Here is a 19,473-nt window from a genome sequence, read left to right on the forward strand (position 1 = left end):
CTTCTCGCGACCTCCCCGTCCGGTCCGCCGGACCGCACGGTCGGACGCGCCGGGTGAGCGCCGCGCGGTTCAGGTGAAGGTTCATCCACCGGCGCGGTGGCGCGGGCGGGCCGAGCGCGCGCCCGCCCGCCCCGTTATGCACGGGGCCCGCCGGCCGTCGTCCGGTACGCTGTACGGGCTAGCGGGCTGTTAGCTCAACCGGCAGAGCAGCGGACTTTTAATCCGCGGGTTCTGGGTTCGAATCCCAGGCGGCCCACCTACTGACCTGCACATATAGCTGTGCGTGTCGGTTCGGTAACGTGTTTTGTGAGATACTTTGTCCGTTTAGCGCCATCTAGCCTCAGTGGCCGCCGAGCGCCACCCGGAGCACCTTGGGTCGACTATGGACAAACGCGAGCGCTATTTTGGCTGGTCAGGGCGGCTTGAGCCTGGCGGGGAACTGGCGCCCAGATGTTTAAAAGTCCGTTGGATACGGGCCTGGTTGGGCGAGCATATTGTGTAGGTTTCGCCCGGGTTTTGGCTCGGCGATCCGCCTGTACGGCGCTACGTACGAGCCGGTGTGCTGGCCTAGGTGGTGGGTGCCTGGGCCGTCCTGCTGGCGATGGGACATCGATCGAGGGACTGCGGGCCGCGTCAGACGGAGACGGCTCTGACTGGCGCCCTTGGTGCGACGCGCGCCAGGCGCAGCACCTGTGCTGCGGATGAACCACCAGCGGGTACGGCAGGCTGGTCCCCGTATGCACCGGCGACCCGCCACGCCTTCGCCAGCTTGCGGAGGTTCGCGGGATGACGCACGGAGGCGACATCCCGACAGGCGCGTGCCGAAAACTTCGGAACTGATCTCTCGGGCCTCGAGTTTCGCGTTCTTGTGCTCTGGCGTCTGGTCGACGCGGTACCCATCTGGGTCAGGCGAGGTCCCGTCGGTCCGGGCGGCGATCCAGGACTGGTCAGAGAGGTTGTTGAGCAGGTATGGCCAACTGGCCATGGTTTATGCCGACTTTCGACTCTCGGGCGATTTTCGCCTCTGCTCTCCTCTTCCTGGGCATCTTTCGGTCTGGGGAGTATCGCGACCGGATTGTCATCGATCATTCCCTATATTGACCAAGATCTTGCCTGTCGGTACAGTGATCGCGCCGTTGCTGTGGGTTGTCGTGCGGGGGTTCCCATGCGTGCTGGCCGTGTCCGTTTCTCGTTGACTTCCAGCTCTTGGCGACTCTCACGACTGGCGATGACGATGGTCGCGGTGGTGGGTTCAGGTGTCCTCGTCGTTACGGCATCTCCGGCCGCCGCGGAGTCGCCGCAGGCGGATTCCTCGTCGCGATGCGTCGATGAGCAGGCCGATGCTGCTGCGGCGCGGCGGATGATCGCCATATGTGACCGACGGGTGGAAATCCTTGCCGAGCGGACGGAATACTCGCAGACCTTCCTGAACGTGGACGGCTCACGGACGTTGGAGCAGGGGATCGAACCGGTCCGGGTCCGGAAGGGCTCGTCGTGGCTGCCGGTGGACACGGCGTTGAAGAGCTCGCCGGAGGGGCTGGTTCCGAAGGCGTCGGTGCTGCCGGTGGTGTTCTCGGCAGGTGGTACTGGTCCGTTCGCTCGTCTGCGTGACGGGGACCGGGAGTTGGCGGTGTCCTGGCCGGCGTCGCTGCCGGCGCCGGTCGTGCAGGGTCCCACCGCGACCTACCGGGATGTGCTGCCGGACGTCGATCTGCAGGTGACCGCGCACGCGCTGGGATTCTCCGAGGTGCTGGTGGTGCGGTCGCGCGAGGCTGCGGCGAGTTCGAGGCTCGCGGAGCTGAGGTTCGGCCTGACGACCAGGAACGTGACAATCGCGACCGCCGACGGCGGTGGCCTGGCCGCCCGTGATGCGACTGGTCAGACCGTGTTCGCCGCACCTGCACCCCTGATGTGGGACTCCTCGACCACGGACAGCACGACGGCGAGTCCCTCCAGCCCCCAGGAGGGCGACCAGGCGAAGCGCAAGCCGGAGCGGACTCAGACGGCCCGGGAAGTTCCGCAGCTGGCGTACCCGGCCGAGCCGGTTCGGCGTGCGGCCATGCCGGTGCGCGTCGACGGTGACGGCCTGGTGCTCGTGCCGGACCGGAAGATGCTCACCGATCCGCGGGTGGAACTGCCGATCTTCATCGACCCGTCGTGGACCGGGGGCATCTCCTCCAACGCGTGGACGTCGGTGTGGAGCAAGCACAAGACGAGCTCGTTCTGGCAGAACTCGTCGGCGTTGACCAGCGGGTCGACCTACGGTTCTGCCGGTGCCGGCCGTACTGAGGACTGTTCCGGCTGTGCCGACCACATCATCCGGTCCCTGTTCCGGATGAACACCTCCTCCGTCCGGGGAAAGCATATTTTGAGTGCGCAGTTCCGGATCGAGCAGCGGCACGCGTGGACGTGTAGTCCGAGGTCGAACGCGAAGCTGTGGATGACGGGGACGATCTCCTCGGGCACGACCTGGAACAAGCAGCCGGCCTGGGACAGCAGCCTGACCGCGCAAGCGGTGGGGAACCGGAAGTACGGGGCGGCGCACGGCTGCCTCGGGACCGGCACGATCGAGTTCAACGCGACGCCGATGGTGGCGAAGGCGGTGGCGAACAACGCGTCCACGTTGACGATGGGCCTACGGGCAATCGACGAGGGGACGAAGAACCAGTGGAAGCGGTTCAACCACTCGTCGCCGAAGCTCGCGATCACCTACAACACCACCCCGAACGCGCTGGTTGACCGAAAGTCGGACGGCAAGGCCTGCGCGACGGGCGCCGCTCGGCCGTACGTGCTGACGACGACCCCGATCCTGGCCGGTAAGCATTCCGACCCGGACTCGTCGCAGCAGTCGCTGACCTCCTGGTTCTACTGGTGGCCGCTGGGCGCGGCGCGGAACGACACGGACAAGGTGTCGCAGGCGTCGGGCAACCCGTCGGTGGTGTCAAAGGCGGTCCCGGCCGGAAAGCTCGTCGACGGTGGCACGTACGTGTGGAAGTCCCACACCTACGACGGCTCGCACGGAGCCTGGTCGGGAACGTGTGAGTTCACCGTCGACGCCACTCCGCCACCGACACCCGACGACGTCGACTCGGTCGACTACCCGGCAGGGAGCACCCCACACGGCGCAGTCGGGCTGCCCGGCGTGTTCGAGATCGCGCCGCCTGCCGTACGTCCGCACGAGGTGAAGGAGTACGCGTGGACCCTCGACTCTGCCGTGTTGAACGCGGCGCAGACGATTCCGGCCCGCGCGACGGACTACGGCGCGTCGCTGACGGTCCGCCCGACTCATGACGGGAGCAACATTCTGCGGGTGTGGGCGAAGGACCACGCCGGCAGGTTCTCCGCCACGGCGCAGAGCTACACGTTCAACGTGCGGGCGGGTTCGGGCCCGGCGGCCCAGTGGACGTTCGAGGAGACCAGCGGCGACGCCGTCGATGTGAGCGGGCACGGCAACACGGCCACCCTCGGCGCCTCCGCGGCCTGGGTGCCGGGCCGGTCCAGCGTGGGTACGGCGCTGGCCCTCAACGGTGGCACGTCCGCGACCCTGACCGGTCCCGTCATGACCGCGCACCCGGACACCGGTGCATCGGTCCCGGTCCGCACCGATGCGAGTTTCACGGTGAGCGCCTGGGCCAGGATCACCTCACCCACCGGTACCGCCCAGCAGGTCGTGCTCGCCGCCAACGGCACGCGTACGTTCTCGTACGCGTTGAGTTACGCCGGCAGCGGCAACCGGTGGCGGTTCACGATGACGGGTACCGATGCGGATAATCCGACGCTGTACGCGGCGTCGTCCGACGCCGCGCCGGTGGCGGGAAAGTGGACGCACCTGGCCGGCGTGTACGAAACGTCGACCCGCACCCTGACCCTGTTCGTCAACGGCGTCCCACAGGCGACGACGGCCACGTTGACCGGCGGCTTCAACGCCACGAGCGATGTGACCGTCGGCAAGCGCCGGTGGAACGGCGGTGACGACAGCTTCTTCACCGGTGCGGTCGACGATGTCCGGATCTACAACTACGCCGAGACGCCGGCGAAGATCGCCGAGATGGCGGTGCCGCTGCAGCCGGCGGTCACCTTCCCCAACGGTACCGATGCTCCCGTCGGTGGCCAGCTCGCCGTGAGGTTCGACGCCGGCGGCGACGCCAATGTGACGAAGTTCCGCTACAGCGTCGGCGACGCGGGCCTGGGCACCGAGGTGACGGCGCCTACCCCGGGCGGCATGGTGACCGTTTCGGTCAACGCGGGAAGCGTCGTGGGGGACCGGTCGCTGTATGTGGTCGCGGTCGACGACGGTAACCGGGTCGGCGGGATGGCGCGGGCGCAGTTCACGGTGTCGGCGGCGGCGAGCCTGTCCGGGACGGTGATCGACGGGACGACGTTCGAGCCGGTGGTCGGCGCCACGGTACGCCTGGAGCCGGGTGGGCGGCAGATGGTGACCGCCGCCGACGGCGGCTACACGTTCTCCGGGTTCCAGCCCGGGACCTACACGCTGTCCGGGAATCACGGTGGACGCTGCGGCCTGTCCGGCACCGCGAGCGTCGAGGTCGCCGGCCCGAACGTGTCCTGGGATCTCTACCTGTTCCCCTACACCGACGGGCAGGGCTACACCTGCGCCGAGCAGGTGAGCCCGTTCACCACCGCCAGCACTGTCGTTCCGCTTACCGGTGACAACGCGGTGCACGAGGTGGTGCTGCCGTTCGCGTTCCCGTTCTACGGGCAGGCGTACCAACGTGGTTGGGTGGACACCAACGGGCTGCTGTCGTTCGACGACCCGGGCGGCTCCCACCCGTACACCGGCGGTCAACTGCCGACACCGGCCAGCCCGAACGCACTCGTCGCACCGTTCTGGGACGACCTGGTCGTCGACGCCTCCGCCAGTGTCCGGACCACAACCAGCGGCTCCGGAGCCGACGAGCGGTTCGTCATCGAGTGGCGCAACGTGCACCGCAAGGCCAACTCGAGCCAGCGGCTCTCCTTCGAGGTGATCCTCGCCCCCGACGGCACCGTGACGACGAACTACGACCAGCTCGACAACGACGCCGAACGGGGCGCGCACGCCGTGGTGGGCATCGAGGGGCCTGCCGGTGAGGACGGCCTGTCCTACTCGGCGGGCGAGCCGGCGCTGGCCAGCGGCCGGGCGATCAGCTTCGACCACCTGGAGGCCGGCACCCCGGTCGAGGTGTACGACCTGTCCGGCACCCTGGTCAACGCCGCCGGCACCCCGGTCGTCGGCGCCACCGTGACCCTGGATCCGAGCGGCCTGTCGACCACGACCGGCGCCGGTGGTGCCTGGCGCTTCGACGACCTGGTCGCGGACAGCTACAGCGTCACGTCCAGGACGACCGGCCGGTGCGGGCTTCTCGCCCAGTCCCAGGTCGAACTCTCCGCCGACACGGTCCGGAACCTACAGCTGGGGCCGAACTACGGACCGTTCGGCTACGCCTGCACCGTCAGCTCATCCGGCTACATCGCGGCGTCCACCGCGTTGGCGCTGACCGGCGACAGCGCGACCACGACGGTCACGTTCCCCTTCCCGGTAACCATGCACGGCGGCGTCCACTCGACGGCGACGGTGAGTGTCGACGGCCTGGTCAGCTTCGGTTCGATCGCCGGGGCGAACCTGTGGAACAACCTCGCGATGCCGAACCGCACCGCCCCGAACGCGATCGTGGCCCCGTTCTGGGACGACCTGAACATCGACGCCTCGGCCAGCGTCCGCACCCAGACGTTGGGGACGGCACCGAACCGATCGTTCGTCATCGAGTGGCGCAACGCCCAGATCTTCGACTTCCCCGGCAGCCGGATCACCGCCGAGGTGATCTTCCACGAGGACGGGCGGATAGCGTTCCACTACGGCGCCATGGACACCACATGGGAGCAGGGCGGCGCCGCCACGATCGGCATCGAGAACGCCTCCGGCACGGTCGCGGCCCAGTACTCCTCCCACGAGGCGGCACTGACCTCGAACGCGTCGGTCACGTTCACCCCCGCGCCACGCGGGACGGTCAGCGGCACCCTGACCGCTGCGGTGACCGCGACCCCGCTGGCCGGGGCGACCGTGACGTTGAACCCGGGCGGCGCGACGACCACCACCGGCGCCGACGGCGGATACCAGTTCACCAACCGGCCCGTCGGCGAATACACGATCACCGCCTCGACCGGCGACAACCGCTGCGCCGGCCAGTACGCCAAGGAAACCATCAACCACCCCGGCGGCACGTCCGACGTGGACCTGTCGGTGATGGTCGACGGCGACGAAGGCGGCTACAAGTGCACGACCGCCGCCCAGACGTTCATCCCCGGTGACATCGTCGAGGGCTGGTCCGGCACCGACACCGTCTGGCCGAAGAACCCACCGTTCCCGATCAAGCTGTACGGGCAGACGTACACCTCGGCCTGGATCGGCTCGAGCGGCCTGGTGACGTTCAAGGACCCCATGTACTTCGGCTGGATCGGCAGCACCTCCAGCCCCATCCCGTCCCCGGCCGCCGAAGGAGTCCCCAACGCCGCCGTCTACGTGCACTGGGACAAGTGGGTCGTCGACTCCCAGGCACGGATCGCCACCAAGACCAGCGGCACCGCCCCCAACCGGCAGTGGGTCGTCGAGTGGCGCAACGTCCACCACTTCGACGACACCACCGCCCGCACCACCTTCGAGGTGATCTTCCAGGAGAACGGGCAGATCACCTTCGCCTACGCCGACATCACCGCCGGCAACGCCCGCGAGCGCGGCTCCACCGCCACCGTCGGCATCGAGAACGGCGCCGGCAGCATCGCCTTCCAGTACCTGCACCGCGACGCCGCCCTCACCACCGGCCAGGGCATCACCTTCCGCCCCAGCCCGCCCGGACAGGGCACCATCACCGGCACCGTCACCTGCCAGGGCACCCCGACCGGCGGCGCCACCATCACCGCAGCCGGCCTCACCGCCACCACCGCCGCCGACGGCTCCTACCAGATCACCAACGTGCCGGCCGGCACCTACGCCGTCGTCGCCACCACGCCGATCGGCAGCTGCAAGGGATCCGCCGTCCAGCAGGTCACCGTCGGCACCAACACCCAACACACCGTCGACTTCACCAACGCCGCCACCCCGGCCAACTCCGGCTACACCCTGGCCGAACAGCCCGTGGCATACACCCCCGCCAACACCACCACCCTGCCGCTGACCGGCGACGACGCCTACACCCAGACCAGCCTGCCGTTCCCGATCAGCCTGTACGGGCAGGCGTACACCACCGGCTGGGTCGACACCAACGGCCTCGTCACCTTCGTCAACCCCGGCGAGCCGTCACCCGACGCATGGCCGATCCCGTCCCCGGACAGCCCCGAGGAACCCAACGCCGCCGTCTACCCCTTCTGGCACGACTGGGTCGTCGACGCCAACGCCAGCGTCCGCACCACCACCCGCGGCACCGCACCCAACCGCGAGTACGTCGTCGAGTGGCGCAACGTCCACTCCTTCGAAGACCCGCTGACCCGGATCACCTTCCAGGCGATCTTCCACGAAGCCGGCGGCTACAGCTTCGCCTACACCGACCACGACGGCACCTTCCTCGAACAGGGCGGCGGCGCCACCATCGGCATCGAAAACGCCGACGGCACCCGCGCCCTGCAGTACACCTATCGGCAACCGGTCCTCCGACCCGGTCTCGGCCTGCGGATCACTCCACCGACCTCCTGATCCGCACCGCGACACCGACCGACACAGTCCACCCGCTGAAAGCCCGCACCCCGGAGGCACCCGGTGACGTCGACGCCGTCCACGCAACCCCGACCACTGCCGACCCGAGACCCGGCACCCGGGCCCCGAGCACGCCGTGCCGCGACCGCGGCCGCCGTCGTCGCCACCCTCGCCGCGAGCATCCTGCACGCCCCACCAGCCCACGCCGACCCGGCCGACGACCGGACGCCATGGTCGGCGACACCGGTACCCACCGTGGACACCACCAAGGTCAAGCCCAACCCGGCACCCGCCTCGAAGCGGGCTCCGATGGCGGGCGACAAACCGGCACCTGCCTGGCCGGCCGCCGGCAGCACCGTCGTCGACCTGGCCACCGCCCGCCGAACCGGCGAGCCGCAACAAGCGGGCAATCTGCCGATCCGCGTCGCAGCACCGGACGCGCCGCGTCAGGCCACCGCCGCAGTCCCGGAGAAGGTCCGGGTCGAGGTCCTCGACCGGGCGGCGACCGACCGCGCAGCGGTCCAGGGCCTGCTGATGCGTGTCGCCCGCGCCGACGGGACCAGCGCCGCCGGCCACGCCGACTTCACGGTCGACTACCGCCCGTTCGCCACCGCGTACGGCGGCGACTGGGCCAGCCGCCTGCGCCTCCTCACCCTGCCCGCCTGCGCCCTGATCACACCCCAAAGCAAGTCCTGTGTCGGTACGCCGCTGCCGTCACGTAACAACCCCGCGGCCCGGACCGTATCGGCGACGGTGCCGGTCACCGCCACCGACACCCTTCTCGCCCTGTCGGCCGCACCCTCCGGTCCCGCCGGCGACTACTCCGCCACCTCCCTGCAGGCCTCCTCGACCTGGACGGCCGGCGGGAACTCGGGAGCGTTCACCTGGTCGTACCCGATGCGGACCCCGCCAGCACCCGGCGGCACCGCCCCGGTCGTCGCCCTGAACTACTCGTCCCAATCCGTCGACGGCCGACACGCGGCCTCGAACAACCAGCCCTCCTGGATCGGCGAGGGATTCGAAATCAGCTCCGGCGGCTTCATCGAGCGTCGCTACAAATCCTGCGCCCAGGACATCAAGGACGCGTCGAACCCGTCAGCCAACAACGACCGTAAGACCGGCGACCTGTGCTGGGAGACCGACAACGCCGTCCTCTCCCTCAACGGCAGCTCCGGCGAACTCATCTACAACGCCAGCGAAGGGCGCTGGCACCTGCGCAGCGACGACGGATCCCGGATCCGGCGGGAGACCGGCGCCAGCAACGGCGACAACAACGGCGAACACTGGGTCGTCACCGCCGCCGACGGTGTCCAGTACTGGTTCGGCCTCAACCGGCTTCCCGGCTGGAGCGCCGACAAGCCGCTGACCAACTCCACCCTCACCGCCCCCGTCTTCGGTAACGAGCCCAACGAGGAATGCCACGCCGCCGAGTTCGAGGACTCGGACTGCATGCAGGCCTGGCGGTGGAACCTCGACTACGTCGTCGACCCCTCCGGAAACTCGATCTCCTACTGGTACAAGCAGGAGTCGAACAAGTACGGACGCAACCTCGACCCCGACGACGACGCCACCTACCACCGCGGCGGATGGCTCGACCGGATCGACTACGGCACCCGCCGGATCAACGGCGCCGACTCCGTACACACCACCCCCGCCCCGTTGCGGATCGACTTCCAGGAAGCCGACCGCTGCCTGAGTACCTGCGGCACCCACAACGAGGTCCGCTGGCCCGACACCCCCTGGGACCAGGAATGCTCCGGCACATCGTGCACCGACGACCTGCAACCCACCTTCTGGTCCACCAAGCGCCTGTCGACCGTGACCACCCAGATCCGGCAGGGCAGCGGCTACACCAACGTCGAACGATGGACCCTCACCCACTCGTTCCCCGATCCCGGTGACGGCACTAGAGCTGGACTCTGGCTCGAGAAGATCTCCCACGCCGGCCTCGTCGGCGGCACCACCACCGTGCCCGACATCGAGTTCACCTGGGTACAACGGGCAAACCGGGTCGATGCCACCGGCGACTTCGCCGCCGCCATGAACTGGATGCGGATCACCAGAATCCGCAACGAAACCGGCGGAAGCATCAGCGTCAACTACTCGGAAGAAGACTGCAAGGCCGGCCAACCCATGCCGACGCCGCACACCAACGCCCGCCGCTGCTACCCGGTCATCTGGGAACCCGAGGGCTACCAGAATCCGGTCACCGACTGGTTCCACAAGTACGTCGTCAGCACCATTTACGAACAGGACAACACCGGCGGCACCCCACCGCAGGGCAGCCCCAGAGTCGTCTACCGCTACGACTACCTCGACGGCGCCGCCTGGCACTACACCGACGACGACGGCCTCATCGACAAGAAATACAAGACGTGGTCCGACTACCGCGGTTACGGCAAGGTCGCCGTCACCGTCGGCGACCCCGGCGAACAGACCTATACCGAAACCCGCTACTTCCGCGGCATGTACGGCGACCGCGCCGCACCCAGCGGCGGCACGCGGCCGACCACGGTCGACGGCATCAACGACGAAGACTGGTACGCCGGCATGATGCGGGAAACCAAGGTCTTCAACGGCCCGACCGGACCCGTCGTCTCACGGGAGACGAACGTTCCCTGGCCGTCACCGGCGACCGCCACCCGCACCATCAACGGCGACACCGTTACCGCCCGCTACAACCGCGTCGCCACCGTACAGAAGTTCACCACGCTGGACGCCGGACGTGGTGAACGGTCCACCACGACCACCACCAGCTATGACAACTTCGGCATGGCGACCAGCGTCGACAACCTCGGCCAGGACGGCACCCCCGGCGACGAACAGTGCACCAAGTACGACTACACCCCCCGCAACACCGACAACTGGCTGATCGACCGCGTCCACCGCGTCCAGATGTACGCCACACAATGCTCCGCCACGACCGGCACTCTCACCGACGACGACGTCATGGGAGAGGCTCGGACCTTCTACGACAACCACGACTTCGAGATAGCACCGTCCCGGGGCCTGGTCACCCGAACCGACGAGATGACAGCCTGGAACGCCGGCGCCCCAACCTTCGCCACCAAGGGCCGCGCCGCCTACGACGTCCATGGACGGGCGACCTCGTCCTGGGACGCCATGAACTACGAGACGAAGACCGAGTACACCCCGACCGCCGACGGCCCGGTCACGGCGACCAAGGTCACCAACCCGCTGGCGCACGTCACCACCACGACCATTATCCCGGCCTGGGGCCACTCGACCACGATCGTCGACCCGAACAGCAAACGCACCGACCTCGCCTACGACGGCCTCGGCCGCCTCACCGCCGTCTGGCTACCCGGCAGAACCAAAGACACCGACGGCGCGAACGCCACCTTCGGCTACCACCTCAGCACCACCGCCGCCACCGCCGTCACCACCTCACGACTCAACGCCGCAGGCAACTACATCACCACGTACAGCATCTACGACGGCCTCCTACGGACCCGGCAGACCCAGAACACCTCCCCATCTGGCGGACGACTTCTCACCGAAACCTTCTACGACACCGCCGGCCGGGAAGTCCTCACCTACAGCCCCTACCACGCTCTCGGAACCGCCGGCACCACGCTGGAGACGGCCACCGAGAACGACAAGGTGCCGACCCAGAATCGCAACGTCTACGACGGTCTAGGCCGCGTCACCGCCGCCATCTTCCAGCCCTACGGCGTCGAACGGTGGCGCACCAGCACCTACCACGCCGGAGACCGCATCGACTCCACACCACCAACCGGCGGCACCGCCCTCTCCATGATCGTCGACGTTCACGGCCGCACCAGCCAACTACGGCAATACCACGGCCCGACCCCGACCCCGGCCACCAGCGGGAGCTGGGACACCACCGCCTACGCCTTCAACCGCAAAGGCCAACTCACCGAGGTCACCGACCCCGGCGGCAGCAAATGGACCTACAAGTACGACATCCGCGGACGCCAAACCGAAACCAACGACCCCGACAAGGGTCGGACCACGCTCACCTACGACAACGCGGGCAGAGTCACCACCACGACGGACGCCGAAGGCAAAAAGCTCGCCTTCCAGTACGACCAACTCAACCGCAAACGGGTGGTATTCGAAAACCAGCTCGGCGGCCCGACACGTGCCCAGTGGCTCTACGACACCCTCGCCAAGGGACACCTGACCCAATCGGCGAGGATGATCGGCTCAGCTCTCTACACAACAAAGGTCACCGGCTACACCGACACCTACGACCCCCAGGGCACGCAGATCGTCATCCCGCCGAGCGAGACCGGCCTCGCCGGCACCTACAACTTCGACAACACCTGGAACATCGACGGCTCCCTCGCGAAGCTCACCATGCCGGGCACCAACAGCGACCTCCCAGCGGAAACCCTCACCTACGGATACACCGACCTGGGGCTGCCCACCACCCTGCACACGCTCTACGGCAACCTCAACGCCAGCTACGTCACCCGCACCGACTACAACGCCCTCGGCCAGACCGATCAGGTCATCCTGCACACCGGAACCGGCGGCCGCGTCGAACAGGCATTCAACCGCGAACTCGAAACCGGCAGGCTCACCGGAATCCTCACCAACCGCGACTCCGCGAGCCCACACGGCCTCGCCGACGTCCGCTACAGCTACGACCCCGCCGGCAACATCACCCAGATCAAGGACACCGTCCCGGACCCGGTCGACGACACCCAGTGCTTCGAGTACGACCACCACCGGCGGCTACGCCACGCCTGGACACCAACCAGCGGCACCTGCGCCACCCCGAACGCGAGCACGCTCGGCGGCCCGGCCCCGTACTGGCACGAATGGACCTACGACAAGATCGGCAACCGGCAGACCCAGGTCGTGCACAGCCCAGCCGGGAACGCCACCACCACCTACCACTACCCACCGGCCGGTAGCCCTCAACCACACACCCTCAGCTCTACCAGCGGCGCCGAAACCGGCAGCTACACCTACGACGCCACCGGCAACACCCGCACCCGCCCCAGCCCCAACGGCGCCCAGACCCTCACCTGGGACCCCGAGGGCCACCTCGAAACCAGCACCGACGACACCGGCGAAACCCGCTACATCTACGACGCCGACGGCAACCGCCTCATCCGCCGCGACCCCGCCGGCAAAACCCTCTACCTGCCTGGGCAGGAAATTCGCCACACCTACGCCACCAACGCCAACGTCTGCACCCGCTACTACACACACGGCGGCGCGATCGTCGCCTCCAGAACCAACGGCGAACTCAGCTGGCTCACCGCGGACCCGCAAGGCACCGCACAAGTCGCCGTAACCGCGATCACCCAGGCCCCGACAGTACGACGACAACTGCCATTCGGCGCCCCCAGAGGAACGGATCCGACCTGGCCGAACGACAAGGGATTCGTCGGCGGCACCCGCGACAACACCGGCCTGACCCACCTCGGCGCCCGAGAATACGATCCACAGATCGGCCGGTTCATCTCCGTCGACCCGATCATGGACCTCACCGACCCCCAGCAGATACACGGCTACACCTACGCCAACAACAACCCCATCACCCTGTCCGATCCCGACGGGCTCGACCCGGGCGGCGGCCAGGCCTGCGACAACGGCCACTGCTCGCCTACCTGGGGGGCGGACGTAGGCAAATCGACCGGCTCTACCGGATCCGGTGGTGGGAAAGCCAAGCAAGGCTCAGGCAGCACCTCCGGAGCCGACCGCAACATCAATGAGATACAGGAGCGCAACAAGCAACTGTTCCTCGAAACCTTCAGCGGAGACAACCCCTACTGCCAGGCGCCCGGCATGGCCGCGCGCTGCGAAACCGCGCGGAACCAAGTAAAGGGCGGATACGACCCATACAACGAGTGGGTCCGACTCCTGTGCGGTGACGGACCCGGCAGCACCATCTGCTTGAAGGAGCTCGGCTACCGCTGGAACTGCGGTTCATCCCCCTGTCCGGCCCTGCTCGTCGACGGCGGAGAGGTCCTCGCCGCCGTCGCTGGTGGCGTCGAGGCTATGGGAGGCCGAGGCCTTGTCGGGGGGCTAGCATACGTTCCCGGAGGAGCTGCACTTCTTGCCCGACTGAAAGCCTTGGCAGGGCAGGGCAAGGGCGCGATCGGCGACGTTAACGCCTTCGGCTACAAGGCTGCCGGTGCATATTGCAGCTTCAGTGGTGACACCCGTGTCCTCATGGCAGACGGCAGCACCAAAGCAATAAGTGAAATCGGGCCAGGAGACAAGGTTGTCGCGGCCGACCCAGAAACCGGAGAGGCGGGCGCCCGGGAGGTCACACGAGTTTGGGTACACGAGGACTTCACCGTACGGCTTCAGGTCGAAAACGCCATAGTTACGACCACTGAAGACCATCCCTTCTGGAGCGAGACCGACCAACGGTGGCAACGAGCGGATGCCCTCGGCGCTGGCGACGAGCTACTGGCGGCCGACGGATCCGCTGCCGTCGTGAGGTCGATGACCGATCGCAACAGGACCGAGACCGTTTACAACCTCACCGTGGCGGCGATACACACGTACTATGTTCTGGCGGGCGAGACGCCGGTGCTCGTTCACAACTGTGGAGTTGGCGGTGCTCTCAAGGGGTGGAAGAGTCAGAGCTTTACGTTTGGGAACAACTCTTTTCTGCTGAGGAAACAAGATCTTACTCACATCCTTGAAGGGCATCATCCTACCTACCTTAGCGGAAACCCAGGAAGTAACACTTTGTTCGACAAGCGCATGAGTGTTAAGGACGTCCAGAATGCGATATCGGCAGTGATGAGGCAAAATCAGCGTAAGCTAAGTGGTCCAGAATATGCCCAAGGAAAGTGGGACAAGATACGTGGAGAGTACCAGGGGCGCGAGTACGTTCTCGGCTTCGGGGATGGTGTAGTAGGCCAATTCTATCCGGCTCCATAATTGGTCGCGAATGACGGGTATGGCATGACGCGCAACACGGCGGGGACGGTCAGGGCTAAGACCTTTGTCCTCTGCGGTACTGGAGAGCCTGTACCGGTTGGGGCTTGCGAGATCACCTTCGCTCGGGATCGACGCGTGCAAGGCTTCATCCAACTCTACATCGATGATCACCTGATCCTCGGGCCCGATACTAACGATACGATCGATGCACTCTGGTCGTTGATGGTTACTTATGTGGCCGACTTCATGCAGGGTCGGATCGGAGTCCTCAATTTTCCAGAGCGCAGGTTTACGTTCGCCCTCGATAGGGTGGGCCGAGGGAACGCTTTGGTGAGGTTTGTGGATCAAGAAGAAAAGCGTACCGCTCTGAGTGGAGAAAAGGAACTCTTGGAGGCCCTGACATCGGGTGCTGTGGAGTTCTTTAGCGCGGTCCTAGAATCATCGCCAATAGACGAGTGGAGCTACAGACGGGATCTCAATACGGCATTGCGCCTGCGTCAGGAGTGTTCCGCCCTCGAATGATCGGTACTCACGATCATCTGGCAACCTGGGCAGCGGTCTGCCCGGGCTAGGCGAGTGCGGTGTCGAATTGTCGATGTTCGCCTCGGTGACCCTCGCTGCGGAGTTGATCCGCGTCGTGCCGGCTGCACACGAACTCGCCGGCACCCGGGCGGCGCTGCTCGACCAGGCCCTCGGGGGCGGTGGCGGCCAGCTGGGTTGCCTCTGGCCGCGTTGGCCGAATACGGCCTCGGAGGTGGCGGGGTGTCCGGGAGGCAGCAGGTGGTGTCGGTCCTCAGCCTGACCGCCTCGCAGATGTGGCTGGCAGAGCAAGTAGACATCTGCACCACCGGGGTGCTGCGGGCAGTGGTGACCGGCACCGGGTCGGCAACGTGATGGGTTGGCCAGGTGGTGTGGTTGACCACCGACGACGGCTGGCTCGGAGGCGACACGACCCGGACGCCTCCGAGCGGCGGATGGTGGCGGTAGAGCCGGTCGACCGGGAGGAGATCGCGGTGTGGCTGCCCCGGTACCTGGCGTCGATCTTGGCGGATGCTCAGCTGTCAGGTTCAGGGGCGGGTCACGGAGGCCGGCTGCGTGCCGGAACCGTGCCCGGCGCTGAGCCGTGAGACCACCTCGATGACCGAGGTGCCGCTTAGCTCGACGACGAAGCCCCACAGGCCGAGGGTGAGCCAGGCGGTAAGGTCGCCCTGGAAGGACTGGTTGCCGAGGTACTGCAGTTTGAGCCCAACCAGTGCCACGACCAACACCGAGGCCATGCCGGCGATCGGGCGGGCGGCCCGGAACCAGGGCGCCAGCCCGGGCTCCTCTGCGCGGGGAGCACGCGTCGGGCGCGGGCGGCGACTCTTTCTTGGCTCAGCGGCCGTGTTCGCCTCGACGGTGCCGGCCTGCAGGAACCGGTCGTACTCCCGCGCCGCGTCGTCGTACTCGCCCCGCTGCAGCAGGTCGACCGCAGTGCGCAAGGTGGCCTCGTTCGGGAGTTCGAGGTAGGAGGTGATCACCTGCGACGCGGTGATGAAGTTGAGCCGGAGAGTGTCGAGGTCTCGGGCAACCTCATCCGCCCGGTCTGGCCAAGGGGCGTCCTTCGCGAGCTGCAGGCGGCGGTGGCACTCATCCAGGATGGCGTCGACCCGCGCGAGCACGTTGCGGGTGATCGGCTTGGGATGGGCGGTGACCGTCTCGGCCTGCGCGGACAGTGTGTTGTCGAGCACGACGAAGCGGTTCACCATCGACGCGAGGTGCTCACGTTCCTTCTCCAGGTCGGTGAACAGCTGCTCGGCACGTCCGTAGTCGTGCCGGGCGATGACGTCCTGCAACTCCTCCATCTGCAGTCGGGCCGTGACCGGCAGGTTGCGGCCGTCCGAGCCCCAACCCACGGCCCGCCGTAGCGACGCCAGCCGGCGGTAAATCATCGCCTGCGGCGTTAACCGCTCGGTGATCCATTTGATCAGCAGTCCGGCGGCCGCGCCGGCCACCAGGATGAGGACCGCAAATAGGGCCGACCAGCTGCCCCGCTCGTCGACGCGCAACACCACCGGCACGTCCACCTGGGCGCCATCCTTCGACACCCGGATCGAACCGCGGAAGTCGCCGGCCGGGACCTGCTCCGGTGACCAGGGGTCGGCCGAGACCGTGAGGACCAGCACCCCGGGAGAAATCTCGCTGGCGGCGACGGTCAACTGCTGTGCGGGGAACTGGCGGCCGGTGCCGAGATCGGTGAGGTCGGATTCCAGGTGTACCAGGAAGGCGCCCGCTGGGTTCACGGCGATCTTCCCGATCGGTGGTCGCACCGTCATGGTGCGGGTGAGCGGCGTCCGCCCGGCGCCGAAGGAGATCATCAGGGCGTCCCTGGGCACCTCCACTCGGACCCGGGAGGGTCCGGTGTCCGCGGTTGAGGGTGCTGCCAGCAGCGCTGACACTCCGATTGCCGCGCCGATTAGCAACAGGACGGGCAGGACCTGCCAGCTGATCCGCTGCCTGCCACGTGCGGCGGCTCTGGCTCGTACGCGCCGGCACTCGCGGTCACGATAGGTCACGACTCTATGCTCGGATGGTCACGCTTCTCCGGCAGATCGGCGGCCGAGATGCTCCCGCTCGCTCCACGAAGTTCGGTGGCGCGCCGCGAGATCAAGTTGGCGCGGCGGGAGTCGACCAGCAGGCGATCGATGCTCGCTTCGAGTTCGATCTGCTCACGTAGCACCGCGAGTTCCAGCTCCTTGCGTTCCCGGGCCAACTCCTCGTCCGCGAGAATCAGGTCGCGACGGTTCTCGGCGACAGCGAACTGGGTCCGGACGGCGATCTCCGAGTGGTAGGCGACGATCCGGTCATAAGCCGTGGTGCCCATCACCAGCCTGGCGAAGGCGGGCAGGACGTTGATCAGCGTGATCAACAGGCGTAGCAGCCAGGTCGCCGCAGCGACGTTTCCGCTGTCGGAACCGAGGCGCTGCAGAGCTGACAGTCGATCGATCAGCCCGGCTGGCCCCAGTGCCGCCTCCTGCGACTGGACCAGGCGCTCAATCGCTGCGTTGCGTGCCTCCGCCGCAGATTCTTGGACCTGGCTGAGTGACGTCTGCCTGTCCTGAATCAGCCGTCGCAGGTCCGAGAGTCGCGCTGTCTCGCTGGTCTGCTCGGCACGAAGACGGTCAGCGTCGGCATGCAGGTGGCGGCAGTTCAGCCCCTCACCAGCCTCTCCGGTCAGCGCGGCGCCTCCCGACCCGTTGCATGCCCGCCGTGCCCGCGCTTCGAGCTGATCCAGTTCCTCCGCGCCGGCGTCGACCGATTTTTGCAGCGCGTCCGCCTGTGCCTGGTAGCCGGTCAGCGCCACCAGTGCAGCGCCGGGGTCCGGGACGACGAGCAGGTAGTCCTGACAGGCGGTCGGGTCGGGTGGTTTCGCCGCCTCAGCTGTCCCGGCCACCGGATTGCAGAGTCGGAGTTTGCTCTCGTACTCCTGAAGCGACTGCATCCGGTCGAGTGACACCTCCTGCGCGATCTCGCGCTCAAAGATGGCGAGGACAAGTGGTTCGGCGATTACCGCACCCAGCAGCGCGGCCATAAGGATGCGGGGTAAGTAACTGCTCAGCCGTGCGACAAGGCTGGTGGCCCCGGAGACCGAGGTCACCAGCCAGCGATCGATGGTCAGAATCATGGCGCCCCAGATCAGTGCCACGACGAGGGCCACGATCCACGAATCGGTGGCCCAGCGCATCGCCGCGAACATGGAGACGACCGCGAGCAGCGACGAGCCGAGAACCAGGCCGCCGAGGGCGGTGTATCGGGGGCGCTCGTTCGGCACGTTGTTCAGCACCGCTTCCTGGACGCCGACAACGGCTCGTAGGTGCCTACCGATCGGCCGACGGGAAGCGCTCTTACGTCGTTCAGCCATCCGTGCCCTCCGACGATCGCGGTCCGACGCTCTTCGTCACTAGATCAGGAGCGCCTCTCGGGACAAAGCTCAGGTAAGGCCGCTGCACGGTCATGCCGCGTATCGACGGTGGGCGCAACTCCACCTCCGCCTGCGCCTTCGAGATCAGGACGGCGTGGACCGACTTCAGGTCCGTGACGCGGTGCTTGGCCAGCTCCGCCCGGAGATTGACCAGTCCATACAGATAGGACGTCAGCTGGTCCGCGGCGTGGGCGCAGCCGTTTTGAAGGAGCACCACCGCGTCGTTGACGAAACATGCGAAGCGTGCGGCGACGGTGAACGTCTGGTGTGGTTCGGCGGAGTTCAGCTCGACGGTGCAGTGCACGGTGTGGTTGACGGTGGACACCAGATAGGCGTCGGCCGGGGCATCGGCACGCGCGCGGACGCCGCGACGCTCTATGTCGGCCAGATCGAACACGCCGTTCATGCCTAGGACCAGGACGGTGCCCTCCATGGGCTCCGGAAGGTCCTCGGTGAGGTAGTAGCGACGAAAGAGCGGCGCAAGGCGGTGTGGCCGGTGTATGCGCAAATAGGACAGTACTGGGTAAGGGTTGAGCGACCTCTGCGTGGGAGCGGTCGTGGCGGTACTCGTCACTATGACCTTGGGCTCCGAACTCGATCGACACGGGGGCGACCAAAGATATCGGTGCGAAGGCCGTGATCACAACTGCTGCTGTCCAGGCTATCAAATAGATCTTCAAACTTGGACACCGAAGGATCCTCAGGGTCGCGCTCACCCCACAACTCGTACCCCCGATTCCCAATATTGACATACAACCCTCGACAGTGACATGTCGGGACCTTTCCAGTTATTGACTCCATCTACGGAATCACAACCCTCATTCGCTCGGCATCATAAGTAACGACCTCATCGGAAAGGCAACGCGATATCTCAAAGCAGATAGTTGAAGCGGGGCTACCGCGACGCGCCATCATCGACGTGTCCGGG

General features: G+C 66.9%; 7 protein-coding genes and 1 tRNA gene. 5 read left to right on the forward strand and 3 right to left on the reverse strand.

Annotated features, from left to right (window positions below; all coding sequences use genetic code 11):
• Nucleotides 1-183 precede the first annotated feature (183 nt).
• From Pen02_RS40450 to Pen02_RS42730, 5 genes are all read left to right on the forward strand, one after another.
• Nucleotides 184-256: transfer RNA gene (locus tag Pen02_RS40450), tRNA-Lys, on the forward strand.
• A gap of 612 nt (nt 257-868) precedes the next feature.
• Nucleotides 869-7,687 (forward strand): NIDO-like domain-containing protein, encoded by a 6,819-nt coding sequence (locus Pen02_RS40455; protein ID WP_239142016.1) that lies wholly within the window; start codon nt 869-871, stop codon nt 7,685-7,687.
• Between the two features lie 255 nt (nt 7,688-7,942).
• Nucleotides 7,943-14,584, forward strand: a complete 6,642-nt coding sequence (locus tag Pen02_RS40460) for a polymorphic toxin-type HINT domain-containing protein (protein ID WP_203871517.1) — start codon at nt 7,943-7,945, stop codon at nt 14,582-14,584.
• A 24-nt stretch (nt 14,585-14,608) separates the two neighbouring features.
• Entirely contained in the window at nt 14,609-15,106 is a 498-nt protein-coding gene (locus Pen02_RS40465; protein ID WP_203871518.1) for a hypothetical protein, read from the forward strand.
• Between the two features lie 240 nt (nt 15,107-15,346).
• Complete coding sequence (locus Pen02_RS42730) at nt 15,347-15,478, forward strand: hypothetical protein (RefSeq protein WP_275413674.1); 132 nt, start codon at nt 15,347-15,349, stop codon at nt 15,476-15,478.
• A gap of 173 nt (nt 15,479-15,651) precedes the next feature.
• On the opposite strand, the gene Pen02_RS40470 is transcribed toward Pen02_RS42730, so the two are convergent.
• The 3 genes from Pen02_RS40470 to Pen02_RS40480 all read right to left on the reverse strand — a co-directional run bounded on the left by Pen02_RS40470 (nt 15,652) and on the right by Pen02_RS40480 (nt 18,951).
• Nucleotides 15,652-16,941 carry a hypothetical protein gene (locus tag Pen02_RS40470; RefSeq protein WP_203871519.1) on the reverse strand — a complete coding sequence of 430 codons (1,290 nt, stop codon included), beginning with the start codon at nt 16,939-16,941 and terminating at the stop codon, nt 15,652-15,654.
• A 194-nt stretch (nt 16,942-17,135) separates the two neighbouring features.
• Nucleotides 17,136-18,407 (reverse strand): DUF4407 domain-containing protein, encoded by a 1,272-nt coding sequence (locus tag Pen02_RS40475; protein WP_203871520.1) that lies wholly within the window; start codon nt 18,405-18,407, stop codon nt 17,136-17,138.
• Nucleotides 18,408-18,477: 70 nt separating this feature from the next.
• Nucleotides 18,478-18,951, reverse strand: coding sequence for a hypothetical protein (locus Pen02_RS40480; protein ID WP_203871521.1), 474 nt, complete (start codon nt 18,949-18,951; stop codon nt 18,478-18,480).
• Nucleotides 18,952-19,473 lie beyond the last annotated feature (522 nt).

The sequence above is a fragment of the Plantactinospora endophytica genome, from assembly GCF_016862915.1.
GTDB classification, from domain to species: domain Bacteria; phylum Actinomycetota; class Actinomycetes; order Mycobacteriales; family Micromonosporaceae; genus Plantactinospora; species Plantactinospora endophytica.

What these genes read in the sequence shown, in the direction of transcription:
- Pen02_RS40480 (WP_203871521.1), bottom strand. Translation starts at nt 18,951, where the DNA reads ATGAACGGCGTGTTCGATCTGGCCGACATAGAGCGTCGCGGCGTCCGC.
- Pen02_RS40465 (WP_203871518.1), top strand. Translation starts at nt 14,609, where the DNA reads ATGACGCGCAACACGGCGGGGACGGTCAGGGCTAAGACCTTTGTCCTC.
- Pen02_RS40470 (WP_203871519.1), bottom strand. Translation starts at nt 16,941, where the DNA reads ATGATCTCCTTCGGCGCCGGGCGGACGCCGCTCACCCGCACCATGACG.